We start from the raw sequence: 14,159 nt of genomic DNA on the forward strand, positions 1-14,159 counted from the left end.
GGAAGTGGCGCAGTCGGCCCGGGAAGCCGCGCGATGGGCCGCGGCGCGCCCCGCGCGGCGCCTCAGCGCGAGACGGAGCGATACCGGAGCAGCAGCAGGTCGCCGGCGGGCAGCGCGTGCACGAGCGCCATCGGGCGGGCGCCCTCGGGCGCGCCTGCGACGATACGGCCCGCCCGGCCCCCGACGAGCAGCGGACTGAGGCTCAGGCACAGCTCGTCGACGACGCCCGCCGCGAGCAGCGCGCCGAACAGGTGCGGTCCGCCCTCGCAGAGCACCTGCCTGAGTCCGCGCGCCGTGAGCGCGCCGAGCATCCGCTCGGACTCGACCTCGTCCCCGCCGCACTCGACCACGTCGGCGACCTCGGCGAGCGCCGCCATCCGCTCGCCCGGGGCGCCCGAGCGGGTCAGCACGAGCGGCCTGGTCACGGCCTTCGCGAACACCGGATGCCGCGGGTCGAGGCCGAGCCCGCCCGACACGATCGCGAGCCGCGGCTGGGGCGCCAGCCCGTGCGCCTCGCGCCATGCGACAGCGTCGTCGTCGACCCGCACGCCGCCGTACCCCTCGGCGCGGACCGTGCCCGCGCCGACGAGCACGACGTCGGCCAGGGTCCGCATGACCTGCATCGCGAGCCGGTCGGCCGCGTCGCCGAGCCCGCCGCTGCGGCCGTCGACGGTGACGGCGCCGTCGAGGCTCGCGACGAAGTTCATGCGCACGCGCGGGCCGGTGCGATCCTCGATCGCGTAGGCGTCGAGGAGGTCGCGGCGGGCGGGGGTGCTCATGGCTCGGGGTTGGGTCCGTCGACCATGTTGTGCGCCAGGTGCGCGGGTTCGCGCCATCCCATGATCGCCTCGACCATGCGAGCCGCGTCGACCGACTCGGCCACGTTGTGCATGCGCAGGACGCGCGCACCCTGCGCGACGCAGAAGACCGCGGCGGCGATCGAGCCCGCGAGCCGCGCGTCGCGCGGCCGATCGAGGCTCTCGCCGATGAAGTCCTTGTTCGACACGGCGGCGACCAGCGGGAATCCGAGCCGGGTCAACTCGCCGAACCGACGCGTGAGCTCGAGGCTGTGCCGGGTGTTCTTGTTCAGGTCGTGGCCGGGGTCGAGCACGATCCGCTCCTCGGGCACGCCGTGCGCCACGGCGAGGGCCGTGCGCCGCTCGAGGAAGGCGGCGATCTCGCCGACGACGTCGTCGTACTGCGGCCGCGGGAACCACTGCCGCGGCTCGGCCCGGCTGTGCGTGATCACGAGGGTCGCGTCAGAATCCGCCACGACCTCGGCGAGCGCCGGGTCGTGCACGCCCGTCGTGTCGTTGATCACGTCGGCACCTGCGGCGATCGCGGCGGCGGCGACCTCGGCGTGGAACGTGTCGACCGAGAGCGCTGCGCCCGCGCCGGCGAGCGCGGCCACGACGGGAACGACGCGGTCGATCTCCTCGGCGACGGGGATGGCGGGGCCGGGCCCGAACTTCGCCCCGCCCACGTCGATCCAGGCGGCGCCCTGCTCGATCGCGCGACGGCCCGCGGCGACGGCGGCGTCGAGCCCGAAGGTGGCGCCGCGGTCGTAGAACGAGTCCGGTGTGCGGTTGACCACGGCCATGACGGCGATGCTGCGCCGGAAGTCCACGTCGCGGCCGGCGATGCGACGGACGGGGTGGGCGAACTCGGGCGTGACCCAGCCGAGCGCGTCGTTCACGCGCCGGCTCCGACGGCCGCCGCGCCGACCGGGACGGCCGCGTCCGCCATCCGGACGCCTCGCCCGAGGACGGGTTCGACCCCCGCCATGAGCGGGGCGCAGCCCGAGTACTCCATGCCCAGATCGTACTGGTCCGTGGCATCCGCTCGACCCGATCGCACCCAACCGACTCACAGCCAGATCACAGCGAACTTCAAAAGAATGGGCGCATGAGTGACGGACCTCGCATTCTCATCGTCGACGACGAACCCAACATCCGCGACCTGCTCACCACGAGCCTCCGATTCGCCGGGTTCGCGGTGCGCGCCGTGGCCAACGGCGCGCAGACCATCTCGGCCGTGCTCGAGGAGGAGCCCGACCTGATCATCCTCGACGTCATGCTGCCCGACATGAACGGCTTCGGCGTCACCAAGCGGCTGCGCTCGGCGGGCTACACGGCGCCGATCCTCTTCCTCACCGCGAAGGACGACACGGAGGACAAAATCACGGGCCTCACGGTCGGCGGCGACGACTACGTCACCAAGCCGTTCAGCCTCGACGAGATCGTCGCGCGCATCCGCGCCATCCTGCGCCGCACGATGCACGCCGAGGAGGACGCGGTCATCCGCACCGGCGAGCTCACCATGGACCAGGACACGCACGAGGTGCTCGTCGGCGACGTGCCCGTCGAGCTCTCCCCCACCGAGTTCAAGCTGCTGCGCTACCTCATGCTGAATCCCAACCGGGTGCTCTCGAAGGCGCAGATCCTCGACCACGTGTGGGAGTACGACTTCAACGGCGACGCCGGCATCGTCGAGAGCTACATCTCGTACCTGCGCCGCAAGCTCGACCAGCACTCCTCCGAGCCCCTCATCCAGACCAAGCGCGGCTTCGGGTACATGCTCAAGTCGAAGTCCTAGCCCAGCGCCGGCACAGGGAGGATCCGTAGACTCGGCCCGCCATGCATCACACCCTCGCCGACCGGTGGAACCGGATCTCGCTCCGGACCAAGATCACCGGAGTGACCGTGCTGATGCTCACCCTCGGACTCCTGGTCTCGGGCATCGGCACCGCGGCGATGCTGCGCTCCTACGTCGAGTCCCAGCTCGAGACCAAGCTCCAGTCGATCGCCTCCAGCCGGATCTCCGAGTACCTCACGCGCGACGACACCGGTTCGACCGGTTCGGACGAGGTCGGCGGACCGTTCGACTTCACGACCTCCGACGACGTGTTCGTCGCCGTCTACGACGCCCGCACGGGTGGGTTCCTCGTGCACAACTGGGGCACGCGCGACCCGGCCGCCTATCCGCTGATCCCGAAGCAGCTCACCCAGGCCGACGTCGTCGAGCAGAACGGGAACGGCGGCTACCAGGTGTTCTCCCTGCCGGATTCGAACGGCGAGCTCACCTTCCGGGGCGTGTACGCCATCATGACCGCCGACGATCGCGGCGGCTACGCGCCCATCCTCATCGCGATCTCCTCGCAGGAGACCGAGCGGCTGCTCGCGGCGTACCTGACGATCTTCCTCGGCTTCGGCATCGGGGTGGTGCTCGTCGGCGCGCTCCTCACGCGGATGCTCGTCACGACGACCTTCACCCCGCTCCGGCAGGTCGAGGCGACCGCCGCCGCCATCGCGGACGGCGACTTCAGCCAGCGACTCGGCGGCGCGACGCCGAACACCGAGGTCGGGCGCCTCAACAGGTCGCTCAACACGATGCTGAACCGCATCGACCGCGCCTTCCGCGACCGGGCGCGGACCATCGACCAGATGCGCCGCTTCGTCGGCGACGCCTCGCACGAACTGCGGACGCCGCTGGTCTCGGTGCGCGGATACGCCGAGCTGTACCGCATGGGCGCCCTGCAGAGCCCCGAGGACGTCGGCCAGGCGATGGACCGCATCGAGAAGGAGGCCATCCGCATGGGCGGCCTCGTGGAGGACCTGCTCGCGCTCGCGAGGCTCGACGAGGCCAAGCCGCTCGACCTCGCCCGGGTCGACCTGGTGCCGCTCGCGCGCGATGCCGCGCTCGACGCGATGGCCGCGAACCCCGCCCGGACCGTCTCGGTCATCGCACCCGCCGCGAGCGCGACCGGTTCCACCCCGGTCGTTCCCGGCGATGTCGAGGTCGACCTCGAGGCGGCTCCCGCCCGTGCGTCGGGACCGATCGCCTTCGCCGGGGCGACGCTGGCGCGCCTGCGGGGCCGGCGCACCGACCAGGGTGAGGAATCGCCTCAGCCGGCGCCGAACGCCCGCGGGTCGCGGCGCACCCGGAGCGGCGGCGGCCGCGGCGCGAAGGGCGCCCGGGGCGCCGGGGCGGATGCCGCGGCTCGCGCGCAGGCGTCGGCATCGGGCGCCGAGCCGGCGTCCGCACCCGCATCCTCGTCCGCGGCGTCCGCATCCGTCGAGCCGGCGGCGTCTCGCACCGACGCCCCGGCGACCGTTCCCGTCCGCCGGGCCGTCGTGCAGGCCGAGGAGAACAAGATCCGACAGGTGATCACCAACCTCATGGGCAACGCCATGCGGTTCACCCCGGACGACAGCCCGATCGAGATCCGCGTGAGCGTCGACGACGACGCCGAGCGCGCGATGCTCGAGATCGTCGACCACGGCGAGGGCATCCCGCCGCAGATCCGCGACAAGATCTTCCAGCGGTTCTGGCGCGCGGACACCTCCCGCACGCGGGAGACCGGAGGCTCCGGGCTCGGCCTCGCGATCGTGTCCTCGATCGTCGCCGCCCACAACGGCAACGTCGACGTCACCGAGACGCCCGGCGGCGGTGCGACCTTCCGTGTCGCGCTCCCCCTCGCCGACTCCGCGTCGGCACCGCAGCCCGTCGCGACCGGCTGAGTCGGCGACGGTTCGAGCCGTCCTGCACACCCGGCGTGCTGCGCGGCGCGCTGCACTCGTCGCCGCACCCGGGCTCCGGCCCGGGCCCCGAGCCGTACCGTCGCCCCGACGCAGATGCGTCGTGAACGGAAAGGACGGATGCCCGATGACGAGGTACCAGGTCGACAGCGAACAGGTGCAGGCGGCGACCCAGGGCGTGCAGGCGACGATCGGCAGGATCCAGTCGGAGGTGTCGGCACTGCTCGCCCAGCTCACGGGCCTGCAGGGCTCGTGGACGGGGCAGGCGGCGACCGCCTTCCAGGCCGCGGTCTCCGACTGGCGGGTCACGCAGCAGCACGTCGAGCAGAGCCTGTCCGGGCTGAACCAGGCGCTCGGTGCCGCTGCCGCGCACTACGCCGACGCGGAGGCCGCGAACGCGCGACTGTTCGTGCGCTGAACGGCGCGGGCTCTGGACCGCGCGCCGCAGGCACGACGAAGGGCGTCTCCCGTGGGAGACGCCCTTCGCGTGGTGTGCGGCTTCAGCCGCGGGACGGATCGCTCCGCCGAGGACTCAGAAGTCCATGCCGCCGGTCGGGTCGGCGGGCGCAGCCGCGACCTTCTCGGGCTTGTCGGCGACGACGGCCTCGGTCGTGAGGAACAGGCCGGCGATCGACGCGGCGTTCTGCAGCGCCGAGCGCGTGACCTTCGCCGGGTCGATGATGCCCTGCGCGAGCAGGTCGCCGTACTCGCCGGTCGCGGCGTTCAGGCCGTGACCCGCGGGCAGCTCGGAGACCTTGTTCGCGACGACGCCCGGCTCGAGGCCCGCGTTGAGCGCGATCTGCTTGAGCGGAGCCTCGATGGCCACCTTGACGATGTTCGCCCCGGTCGCCTCGTCGCCCGTGAGCTCGAGCTTCGCGAACGCCGCCTTGCCGGCCTGGATGAGGGCCACGCCACCACCGGCGACGATGCCCTCCTCGACGGCGGCCTTCGCGTTGCGGACGGCGTCCTCGATGCGGTGCTTGCGCTCCTTGAGCTCGACCTCGGTGGCCGCGCCCGCCTTGATGACGGCGACGCCGCCGGCGAGCTTCGCGAGGCGCTCCTGGAGCTTCTCGCGGTCGTAGTCCGAGTCGGTGTTCTCGATCTCCGAGCGGATCTGGGCGACGCGGCCCGCGATCAGGTCGGCGTCGCCCGCACCCTCGACGATCGTGGTCTCGTCCTTGGTGATGACGACCTTGCGCGCCTGGCCGAGCAGGTCGAGCGTGGCGTTCTCGAGCTTGAGGCCGACCTCTTCGGAGATGACCTGGCCGCCGGTGAGGATCGCGATGTCCTGGAGCTGGGCCTTGCGGCGATCGCCGAAGCCCGGCGCCTTGACGGCGACCGACTTGAAGATGCCGCGGATCTTGTTCACGACGAGCGTGGCCAGGGCCTCGCCGTCGACGTCCTCGGCGATGATCAGGAGCTGCTTGCCCGACTGGATCACCTTGTCGACGATCGGCAGGAGGTCCTTGATGTTCGAGATCTTCTGGTTGGCGATGAGGATGTACGGGTCCTCGAAGACCGCCTCCTGGCGCTCCGGGTCCGTGACGAAGTACGCCGACAGGTAGCCCTTGTCGAAGCGCATGCCCTCGGTCAGCTCGAGCTCGGTGCCGAACGTGTTCGACTCCTCGACCGTGACGACGCCCTCCTTGCCGACCTTGTCGATCGCCTCGGCGATGATCTCGCCGATCTGCGCGTCAGCGGCCGAGATCGACGCGGTCGCGGCGATCTCGTCCTTGGTCTCGATCTCCTTCGCCGCGGCGAGGAGCTCCTCCGAGACGGCCCCGACGGCCTTCTCGATGCCGCGCTTGAGCGAGATGGGGTCGGCGCCGGCCGCGACGTTGCGCAGGCCCTCGCGCACGAGCGCCTGAGCGAGCACGACCGAGGTGGTGGTGCCGTCGCCCGCGACGTCGTCGGTCTTCTTCGCGACCTCCTTGACGAGCTCCGCGCCGATCTTCTCGTACGGGTCGTCGAGCTCGATCTCCTTGGCGATCGACACGCCGTCGTTCGTGATCGTGGGGGCGCCCCACTTCTTCTCGAGCACGACGTTGCGGCCGCGCGGGCCGAGGGTCACCTTGACCGCGTCGGCGAGCGTGTTCAGGCCGCGCTCGAGGCCGCGGCGGGCCTCCTCGTCGAAAGCAATGATCTTTGCCATGTGTGTCTCTCGTCCCTTCCGGACGTCATGAAAGATTCCAAGGGGGTTAGCACTCAGAACGTGCGAGTGCCAGTTCGATTCTGGCACTCTCCCGCGACGAGTGCAAGCGAGCGCACCTGTGAATCCGGCGAGCGGACATGCGGAAGCGCCGCCGGAGGGACCCGGCGGCGCTTCCGACGTCTCGGACTAGGCGGGCCGAACCGCCTCGGCCTGCGGGCCCTTCGAGCCAGAACCGACCTCGAAGGTCACCTGCTGGCCTTCCTCGAGGACCTTGTAGCCGGCCATGTCGATCGCGGAGTAGTGGACGAACACGTCCTGGCCCCCATCGTCGACGGTGATGAATCCGTATCCCTTTTCAGCGTTGAACCACTTGACGGTTCCGTTCGCCATGCGTTGCTCCCATGTTGCCGTGTTTCGAGTCAGCACGTGCCTTCGGCGGTACCGGGCGCTCGTCGTGCCGACGTCGACGTCGGGGTCCGGCGCCGGGTGCTCACACTGCTGTTCGAGCCGCCGTTTCTAGATAGGCATGCCGCGCGGCCCGAGCACAAGGGATCCGACGCGACGAATGGTCGCAGAATGGCAACGATTGGCGCCGGTCTCAGCCGGCGACCGCCTCCGCGTAGTCCGCCCCCAGCACGACGACGAGCTGCATGCCCTCCTGCCCGAACTGCTCCGAGAGCCGCACCTCGGACTCGGGCAGCAACTGGGCGATCCCCCGCGCCGCACCCTCCAGGTCGGCCGACGCGTAGTACACGACGGTCTGCTCGATGTCCGAGGTGTCGGCGTTCGAGGTCACCCCGACCGTCACGCCCTGGGCGGCGAGCTGCTCGCCCGCGCTCGACGCGAGCCCGCTCGTCGACGTGCCGTTCAGGACCGCCACGCTCACGTCGGGTGCGAGGGTGGGCTCGGCGGTCGGGCCGGGGGTCGCGCTCGCCGACGGCACGACGTCCTCGAACTGGAGGCGCTGGTTGTACACGGAGACCGCGGCGATGCCCGCCCCCGCGATGACGACGGTCGCCAGTGCCGCCCAGCCGATCATCATCCACCTGCGCCCTCGACGCTCGGGCGCGCGGTGCGCGCCGACCCGGTCCATGCCGTGCGGGATCGAGTCGAACCGGTCGCGGGGGAAGTTCTGCACCTGGGTTCCAGTCGGTCGGGGCGCGCTCTAGGGAAGCGGCCGGGCGGTCGGGATGCTGCGGCGTTCGCGCGCCGCGACGCGCGCCGCCCGCTGACGCTGCAGCCGGCCGATGAGCATCGGGTCGTGCCGCAGCGCGGCGGGCGAGTCGACGAGTGTTCCGAGGAGCCGATAGTAGCGGGCCGCAGACCAACCGAGCTCCGCCCGGATCGCGTCGGCCTTGCGGGCCGGGTCCGGGAAGGCGCGGGACTCGAAGGCGAGGACGGCGCGCTGCGCATCGTCGAGGCCGTCGCCGTCCATGCCGTCGTCTCCTGTCCATGCGCCGCCGAGTCCTGCCGGGCTTGCCGTCGAGCACATCCTAGGGAGGGCTTCCCGTGAGGCCGCCGCACTCGGCGGCGCGGCCCGGGAACAGCCGCGGCATCCGTCACGTTGCACCCGTCAGGCCGAACAACTGCGACGATGGAAGGCGCACCGACCCTCGAGGAGAGCAACCATGGCATACCAGGTCGACAAGTCCGACGACGAGTGGCGCGATCAGCTCGGCGCCGATCGGTTCGCCGTCCTGCGGCAGGCCGCGACGGAGCGCGCGTGGACGGGCGAGCTGCTCGACGAGGAGCGGGCCGGGATCTACGCGTGCGCCGCATGCGGCAACGAACTGTTCAAGTCCGGGACGAAGTTCGACTCCGGGTGCGGATGGCCGAGCTTCTACGAGTCCGTCCGCCCCGATGCCGTCGAGCTGCTCGAGGACAGCTCGCTCGGCATGACCCGGACCGAGGTCCGGTGCGCCCGCTGCGGGTCGCACCTCGGTCACGTCTTCCCCGACGGCTTCGGCACGCCGACCGGCGACCGCTACTGCATGAACTCGATCGCGCTCGACTTCACGCCCGAATCGTGACGGCCGCGGTGCCGGCGGGCGCGCCCGTCCGCGATGCCGTGCTGTCCCGGCGTTCCCGCCCGAAGGTGACGGATGCCTCCCCGGCCGATGCCGAGCTCGAGATGCTGCTGCAGGCCGCCTCCCGGGTGGCCGATCACGCCGCGCTCGCACCCTGGCGGGTGATCGCGCTGCGCGGGCGCGCACGGGCCCGGCTGGGCGATGCGTTCGTCGCGGCATCCGGGTTCGACGGACCCGCCGCGCTGGCCCTCGCGGCCAAGCCGCTCCGGGCACCGCTGCTGCTGGCCGTCGTCGCCGCTCCCCGGCCGCACCCGAAGGTGCCCGCCTGGGAGCAGGAGGCCTGCGCGGCGGGCGTCGGGCACACGCTCGAACTGCTCCTCGACGAGGCGGGGTGGGGCGTCATGTGGCGCACCGGACCGTTCACGCGGCATCCCGAGGTCGCCCGGATGCACGCGCTCGCCGAGCACGAGCACCTCATGGGCTGGCTGTACGTCGGCGGCCGGCTCGAGTCGGAGCGACCGCCGCGACGCGCTTCGGACCCCGCCCGAGGCCGCTTCAGCGTCCTCGGCTGAGCGGCCCTACGGCCGCCCCGGGCCGTCTGCCCCGGAATCAGCCGCGAGCGGGTCGACCGGCGCGACGTGCCGCGCGGCACGCGGCCTGAGGCTCGCGAACACGACCGCGACGAGCGCGAGGACCGTGCCCGCGATCGTCGCGAAGCCGACCGGCCGCCCGGGCGTCGGGAGCAGCAGGTCGATCGCGAGTGCGGCCGAGAGCTGACCGGCGACGAGCCCGAGCGAGAGCACGAGGACCCCGACGCGACGCACCAGCACGGCCTGGGCGGCGATGAAGACGCAGCCGATGGCGCCACCGGCGTACAGCCACGGCTCCGAGGGGAACTCGGTCGGCCAGCCGACGGATGCCGCGTGCACGAGCATCACGGCGACGAGCACGCTCGTGCCGAGGGCGAAGTTCGTCAGGGTCGCCGCGAAGGCGCTCGACGACGCCGTGCGGACGCGACCGTTCATCGCCTGCTGCCAGGCTGCGCCGATGCCCGCCGTGAACGGCAGCACGAGCAGCCACAGCGGGACCTCGCCCGCGACCTGGGCCGAGAGCGCCCAGACCACGGCCGCGAGCGCGAGCACCGCGCCCGCGACGCGGTTGGCGCTCAGCGGACGCCGGCCGCCCGGGCCGAGGCCGAGCGCGTCGAACACGACGCCGCCGAGCGTCTGCCCCGCGACGATGCCGACCGTGAACAGCGCGACGCCGAGGACCCCGACCGCGATGCCCTGCGTGGCGACGAACCACGCTCCCGCGGCACCGCCGAGCAGCATCCACCAGGCGAGGCGACCCGTGCGCACCGCGTCGCGCATGCGGCCCACGCCGCGGCGCCCCTCGGGCCACAGTGCGAGTCCGACGAGGAGGATCGCGAGGCCAGAGCCGAACGACACGACCGCCGCGACCGAGAAGTCGTCGAGCCGGCGCGAGAGCTCCCCGTTGATGCGGGACTGCACCGCGATGAGCGCACCGGACACGACGACGAGCGCGATCGCCGCCCACATGGGCGGGCGCGACGGCTCGGCGTGCGCGTGGTGGTGCTCGGCGTCGCGTTCGTGCTGGTCGGCCGCGCCGGGCGTCTCGGGCGGAACCGGACGCTCCGTGGATCTCGACATCGAGCCGGCTACGGGACTCGAACCCGTAACCACCGCTTTACAAGAGCGGTGCGCTACCAATTGCGCCAAGCCGGCAGGGGATGCAGGACATCCTACCGGCGCCCGGGCGGGAAGCGCGAAGGGCCCGGCCGAGGCCGGACCCTTCGCGCTGGTGGCTGGTGCGCTCAGCCCGCTTCGGGCGTGGGCGTCGGAGTCGGCGTCGCCTCGGACTCGCTGTAGCTCTCGCCCGTGGCCTGGAGCACGAACGCCTGGAACTCGGCCGGGTCCTCGAGCGAACCGACGTACTGCTTGCCGTTCACGAGCACGGTCGGGGTGCCGGTGATCGAGGGCAGGTCGGAGTTCGGGATCGGCTGGGTCAGCGCCCGCTCGGTGGCATCCTGCACCCAGTCCTTGAACCGCACGTCCTCGATGCAGTTCTCGACGGAGGCTGCGGCACCCGCCTCGGAGGCGATCGCGAAGATCTCGTCGTCGGTCAGGCCCGCGCTGAGCTCCTCGGGCTGGTTCTCGAACATGAGGGCGTTGAAGTCGAAGAACGCCTCGGGCGACTTCTCGGCCACGCAGGCCGCGGCGTTCGCCGCGCGCAGCGAGTACTGGGTCCCTGCGGACTTGTTGGTCAGGATCGCGATCGGGTGGACCTCGAGCGTCGCCGCGCCCTGCTCGACCATGGTTCGCATGGTCTCGCCGTTGGTCTGCTCGAACAGGCCGCAGAACGGGCACAGGTAGTCGACGAACACCACGATGTTCGCGACGGTGCCGCTCTCGTCGGGCACGGTCGGCGTCGGCTCGCCGTCGGCGGGGATCGCGGGCGTCTGGACCGCGTCGATGCCCTCGGTCTCGCCTGCGACGAGCAGGATGCCGTCGCTGGCCATGTTCAGCGGGCCGGGACCGGCGGGTCGGATGCTGTTGAAGATGAGTCCGCCGATGAGCGCCGCGACGGCGATCACCGCGACGACGACGCCGCCCTGGATCAGGAGTCGATTGCGGCGCTCCTTCTTCTTCTGCTCCTCGCGAAGCGCGCGTGCCTTCTCGCGAGCGGCTTCACGTCGCTCGTTCCTGCTGGGGCGTGGCTCTGATCCGCCAGTGCTCATCGATGGTCTCCGGGTCGCTGTGGGGCGCGTGCGAGTGCGGGCGCACGCTCGGTCAGTGTAGGAGCGATCACTGTGAATCGTCCAAACGAACCCATGGCATACTGTCAGGGCGTCGACGTCGATGTCGACGCTCCCCATTCACAACGGATCGTCCGGCACGTACCTGCCGGTGAAGGAGAAGCAGAACCATGGCGTCAGTCACGTTCGACAAGGCCACCCGCCTCTACGCCGGCGGCACCCGCCCGGCCGTCGACCAGCTCGACCTCGAGATCGCAGACGGCGAGTTCCTCGTCCTCGTCGGCCCCTCCGGCTGCGGCAAGTCCACCTCGCTGCGCATGCTCGCAGGCCTCGAAGAGGTCAACGAGGGCAACATCTTCATCGGCGACCGGAACGTCACCGACGTGCCGCCGAAGGACCGCGACATCGCGATGGTCTTCCAGAACTACGCGCTGTACCCGCACATGACCGTCGCCGAGAACATGGGCTTCGCGCTCAAGATCGCCGGCGTCGGCAAGGACGAGCGCGCCGCACGGGTCCTCGAGGCGGCCAAGCTCCTCGACCTGGAGCCCTACCTGAGCCGCAAGCCGAAGGCGCTCTCGGGCGGTCAGCGCCAGCGCGTCGCCATGGGCCGCGCGATCGTGCGCCAGCCCCAGGTGTTCCTCATGGACGAGCCGCTGTCGAACCTCGACGCCAAGCTCCGCGTGCAGACCCGCACCCAGATCGCCTCGCTCCAGCGCCGACTCGGCGTCACCACGGTCTACGTCACCCACGACCAGACCGAGGCGCTCACGATGGGCGACCGCATCGCCGTCCTCAAGGACGGCCTGCTCCAGCAGGTCGGCACCCCGCGCGAGCTGTACGAGCGGCCCGCCAACGTCTTCGTCGCGGGCTTCATCGGTTCGCCCGCGATGAACCTGTTCCACGCCGACGTCACCGACGGCGGCGTCCTCTTCGGCAAGGCCGTCGTGCCGGTCGAGCGCGAGGCGATCACGCACGCGTCGGGTTCGACTGTCACGGTCGGCGTCCGCCCGGAGGACATCACGGTCTCGACGACGCCCGGCGAGGGCATCGAGGTCGTGGTCGACATCGTCGAGGAGCTCGGCGCTGACGGCTACCTGTACGGCCACACCGAGATCGAGGGCAAGCGCACCGACATCGTCGCGCGCGTCGACGGCCGCAACCACCCGTTCTCGGGCGAGACCGTCTACCTCCTCCCGACCCCGAAGCACGTGCACGTGTTCGACGTGGAGTCGGGCGAGCGCCTGAGCACCCAGGCCGTCGTGAGCTGACCTCGGTCGCCTGCGAAGCCGGTCGGGCCCTCGGCCCGTCCGGCTTCGTCGTCTCCGGCACTACGCTGGTCCCGATGAGTCGAACCCTCTCGATCACGTCGGCGATGACCGACCCCGCCCTGCTCGACCTGCCGTGGGAGCTCCCCCTCGAGGCGTGGCCGAATGAGACCATCGCCGCCCTGCCGAAGGGCATCTCCCGACACCTGGTGCGGTTCGCGCACCTCGGCGGTCACGTGGTCGCCATCAAGGAGACCACGTCCGAGATGGCCGCACGCGAGTACGAGATGCTCCGCGCGCTGCAGCGACTCGAGGTTCCGTGCGTCGAGCCGGCGGCGGTCATCACGAACCGGTCGGATGCCGACGGGGAGCCGCTCCGTTCGGTGCTGGTCACACGGCACCTGCGGTTCTCGCTGCCGTACCGTGCGCTGTTCTCGCAGACGCTGCGCCCCGACACGGCGACGCGCCTCGTCGACGCGCTCGCGGTGCTGCTCGTGCGCCTGCACATCATCGGCTTCTTCTGGGGCGACGTCTCGCTCTCCAACACGCTGTTCCGGCGCGACGCCGGCGCGTTCGCGGCGTACCTGGTGGATGCCGAGACCGGCAGGCTCCACGAGGGCGGGTTGTCGAACGGGCAGCGCGAGCACGACCTCGAGATCGCCAGGGTGAACATCGCCGGCGAACTGCTCGACCTCGAGGCGGGCGGCCGCGTGGCGGACGGGCTCGACCCGGTCCGGATCTCGGACGGCATCCTCGACGCGTACCGCAGCCTCTGGTCGGAGCTCACGGGCAGCGAGTCCTTCGGGATGGCCGAACGATGGCGGATCAACGAGCGAGTCACGCGCCTGAACGAGCTCGGGTTCGACATCGAGGAGCTCGCGATCCGGACGGACGAGTCGGGAACGACGCTGCGGATCCAGCCGAAGGTCGTCGACGCCGGGCACCACCAGCGACGCCTGCTGCGCCTGACCGGCCTCGACGCCGGCGAGAACCAGGCACGGCGCCTGCTCAACGACCTCGACTCGTACCGCGCGGCGTACCGTCGGGACGACGACGAGGAGATGGTCGCGCACGAGTGGCTCATGCGCGTGTTCGAGCCCGTCGTGCGTGCGGTCCCGCACGAGCTGCGCGGCAAGCTCGAGCCCGCCGAGGTGTTCCACCAGTTGCTCGAGCACCGCTGGTACCTCGCGCAGCGCGAGGGCCGGGACATCCCGCTCGCCGAGGCGCTGACGTCGTACCTCAACGAGGTGCTCCGGCACCGCCGGGACGAGGCGACCGTCATCGGCCCGCCGACGGAGGCGATGACGGCCGCGCTGCCGGCGATCGCCCCCGACACCTCGGCCGTCCCGGTGCACGACCCGGACGACGACGAGGACTGGCGCCTCAAGGTCTGACGCC

Annotated in this window: 15 protein-coding genes and 1 tRNA gene; 7 read left to right on the forward strand and 9 right to left on the reverse strand. The window is 71.4% G+C overall.

Features of this window, described 5'->3' with window-relative positions; genetic code table 11:
• Positions 1-62 precede the first annotated feature (62 nt).
• Both DSM26151_RS10870 and folP read right to left on the reverse strand, forming a co-directional pair.
• Positions 63-779 carry a pyrimidine reductase family protein gene (locus tag DSM26151_RS10870; RefSeq protein ID WP_234659567.1) on the reverse strand — a complete coding sequence of 239 codons (717 nt, stop codon included), beginning with the start codon at positions 777-779 and terminating at the stop codon, positions 63-65.
• Positions 776-1,696, reverse strand: a complete 921-nt coding sequence (folP, locus tag DSM26151_RS10875; protein WP_407650947.1) for a dihydropteroate synthase — start codon at positions 1,694-1,696, stop codon at positions 776-778. The genes DSM26151_RS10870 and folP overlap by 4 nt, the downstream gene beginning before the upstream one ends.
• Positions 1,697-1,905: 209 nt before the next feature.
• On the opposite strand from folP, the gene DSM26151_RS10880 reads away from it, so the two are divergent.
• The 3 genes from DSM26151_RS10880 to DSM26151_RS10890 all read left to right on the forward strand — a co-directional run bounded on the left by DSM26151_RS10880 (position 1,906) and on the right by DSM26151_RS10890 (position 4,956).
• Positions 1,906-2,595, forward strand: a complete 690-nt coding sequence (locus tag DSM26151_RS10880) for a response regulator transcription factor (RefSeq protein WP_155053295.1) — start codon at positions 1,906-1,908, stop codon at positions 2,593-2,595.
• Between the two features lie 41 nt (positions 2,596-2,636).
• Positions 2,637-4,520 carry a sensor histidine kinase gene (locus tag DSM26151_RS10885; RefSeq protein ID WP_234659568.1) on the forward strand — a complete coding sequence of 628 codons (1,884 nt, stop codon included), beginning with the start codon at positions 2,637-2,639 and terminating at the stop codon, positions 4,518-4,520.
• A 145-nt stretch (positions 4,521-4,665) separates the two neighbouring features.
• Positions 4,666-4,956 (forward strand): WXG100 family type VII secretion target, encoded by a 291-nt coding sequence (locus DSM26151_RS10890; RefSeq protein ID WP_234659569.1) that lies wholly within the window; start codon positions 4,666-4,668, stop codon positions 4,954-4,956.
• Positions 4,957-5,070: 114 nt separating this feature from the next.
• On the opposite strand, the gene groL is transcribed toward DSM26151_RS10890, so the two are convergent.
• The 4 genes from groL to DSM26151_RS10910 all read right to left on the reverse strand — a co-directional run bounded on the left by groL (position 5,071) and on the right by DSM26151_RS10910 (position 8,125).
• Complete coding sequence (gene groL / locus DSM26151_RS10895) at positions 5,071-6,690, reverse strand: chaperonin GroEL (RefSeq protein WP_234659570.1); 1,620 nt, start codon at positions 6,688-6,690, stop codon at positions 5,071-5,073.
• A 186-nt stretch (positions 6,691-6,876) separates the two neighbouring features.
• Positions 6,877-7,080 carry a cold-shock protein gene (locus DSM26151_RS10900; protein WP_234659571.1) on the reverse strand — a complete coding sequence of 68 codons (204 nt, stop codon included), beginning with the start codon at positions 7,078-7,080 and terminating at the stop codon, positions 6,877-6,879.
• 208 nt (positions 7,081-7,288) lie between these two features.
• The gene (locus DSM26151_RS10905; protein ID WP_234659572.1) at positions 7,289-7,828 is read right to left on the reverse strand and encodes a LytR C-terminal domain-containing protein; all 540 of its coding nucleotides are present in this window, start codon (positions 7,826-7,828) and stop codon (positions 7,289-7,291) included.
• A gap of 27 nt (positions 7,829-7,855) precedes the next feature.
• Positions 7,856-8,125, reverse strand: a complete 270-nt coding sequence (locus tag DSM26151_RS10910; protein ID WP_234659573.1) for a DUF3263 domain-containing protein — start codon at positions 8,123-8,125, stop codon at positions 7,856-7,858.
• A gap of 193 nt (positions 8,126-8,318) precedes the next feature.
• On the opposite strand from DSM26151_RS10910, the gene msrB reads away from it, so the two are divergent.
• Entirely contained in the window at positions 8,319-8,720 is a 402-nt protein-coding gene (msrB, locus tag DSM26151_RS10915; protein ID WP_234659574.1) for a peptide-methionine (R)-S-oxide reductase MsrB, read from the forward strand.
• On the forward strand, positions 8,717-9,289 hold the full coding sequence (locus DSM26151_RS10920) for a nitroreductase family protein (protein ID WP_234659575.1): 573 nt from the start codon (positions 8,717-8,719) through the stop codon (positions 9,287-9,289). Before msrB ends, DSM26151_RS10920 begins: the two co-directional genes overlap by 4 nt.
• 6 nt (positions 9,290-9,295) lie before the next feature.
• Here the strand turns inward: DSM26151_RS10920 and DSM26151_RS10925 are convergent, their stop codons facing one another.
• The 3 genes from DSM26151_RS10925 to DSM26151_RS10935 all read right to left on the reverse strand — a co-directional run bounded on the left by DSM26151_RS10925 (position 9,296) and on the right by DSM26151_RS10935 (position 11,475).
• Complete coding sequence (locus DSM26151_RS10925; RefSeq protein WP_234659576.1) at positions 9,296-10,387, reverse strand: DMT family transporter; 1,092 nt, start codon at positions 10,385-10,387, stop codon at positions 9,296-9,298.
• Positions 10,388-10,389: 2 nt separating this feature from the next.
• A tRNA-Thr gene (locus tag DSM26151_RS10930) sits at positions 10,390-10,462 on the reverse strand.
• A gap of 89 nt (positions 10,463-10,551) precedes the next feature.
• The gene (locus DSM26151_RS10935) at positions 10,552-11,475 is read right to left on the reverse strand and encodes a DsbA family protein (RefSeq protein ID WP_234659577.1); all 924 of its coding nucleotides are present in this window, start codon (positions 11,473-11,475) and stop codon (positions 10,552-10,554) included.
• Between the two features lie 188 nt (positions 11,476-11,663).
• Here DSM26151_RS10935 and DSM26151_RS10940 point away from each other — a divergent pair, with 188 nt between their 5' ends.
• Together DSM26151_RS10940 and DSM26151_RS10945 are read left to right on the forward strand one after the other, a co-directional pair.
• The gene (locus DSM26151_RS10940; protein WP_234659578.1) at positions 11,664-12,764 is read left to right on the forward strand and encodes an ABC transporter ATP-binding protein; all 1,101 of its coding nucleotides are present in this window, start codon (positions 11,664-11,666) and stop codon (positions 12,762-12,764) included.
• A gap of 74 nt (positions 12,765-12,838) precedes the next feature.
• Positions 12,839-14,155, forward strand: coding sequence for a DUF4032 domain-containing protein (locus tag DSM26151_RS10945; RefSeq protein WP_234659579.1), 1,317 nt, complete (start codon positions 12,839-12,841; stop codon positions 14,153-14,155).
• Positions 14,156-14,159 lie beyond the last annotated feature (4 nt).

This window comes from Agromyces marinus (assembly GCF_021442325.1).
Taxonomy (GTDB): Bacteria; Actinomycetota; Actinomycetes; order Actinomycetales; family Microbacteriaceae; genus Agromyces; species Agromyces marinus.

What these genes read in the sequence shown, in the direction of transcription:
- DSM26151_RS10900 (WP_234659571.1), bottom strand. Translation starts at nt 7,080, where the DNA reads ATGGCGAACGGAACCGTCAAGTGGTTCAACGCTGAAAAGGGATACGGA.
- DSM26151_RS10945 (WP_234659579.1), top strand. Translation starts at nt 12,839, where the DNA reads ATGAGTCGAACCCTCTCGATCACGTCGGCGATGACCGACCCCGCCCTG.
- DSM26151_RS10940 (WP_234659578.1), top strand. Translation starts at nt 11,664, where the DNA reads ATGGCGTCAGTCACGTTCGACAAGGCCACCCGCCTCTACGCCGGCGGC.
- groL (WP_234659570.1), bottom strand. Translation starts at nt 6,690, where the DNA reads ATGGCAAAGATCATTGCTTTCGACGAGGAGGCCCGCCGCGGCCTCGAG.
- DSM26151_RS10880 (WP_155053295.1), top strand. Translation starts at nt 1,906, where the DNA reads ATGAGTGACGGACCTCGCATTCTCATCGTCGACGACGAACCCAACATC.
- DSM26151_RS10890 (WP_234659569.1), top strand. Translation starts at nt 4,666, where the DNA reads ATGACGAGGTACCAGGTCGACAGCGAACAGGTGCAGGCGGCGACCCAG.
- DSM26151_RS10935 (WP_234659577.1), bottom strand. Translation starts at nt 11,475, where the DNA reads ATGAGCACTGGCGGATCAGAGCCACGCCCCAGCAGGAACGAGCGACGT.
- DSM26151_RS10925 (WP_234659576.1), bottom strand. Translation starts at nt 10,387, where the DNA reads ATGTCGAGATCCACGGAGCGTCCGGTTCCGCCCGAGACGCCCGGCGCG.
- DSM26151_RS10885 (WP_234659568.1), top strand. Translation starts at nt 2,637, where the DNA reads ATGCATCACACCCTCGCCGACCGGTGGAACCGGATCTCGCTCCGGACC.
- msrB (WP_234659574.1), top strand. Translation starts at nt 8,319, where the DNA reads ATGGCATACCAGGTCGACAAGTCCGACGACGAGTGGCGCGATCAGCTC.
- DSM26151_RS10870 (WP_234659567.1), bottom strand. Translation starts at nt 779, where the DNA reads ATGAGCACCCCCGCCCGCCGCGACCTCCTCGACGCCTACGCGATCGAG.
- DSM26151_RS10910 (WP_234659573.1), bottom strand. Translation starts at nt 8,125, where the DNA reads ATGGACGGCGACGGCCTCGACGATGCGCAGCGCGCCGTCCTCGCCTTC.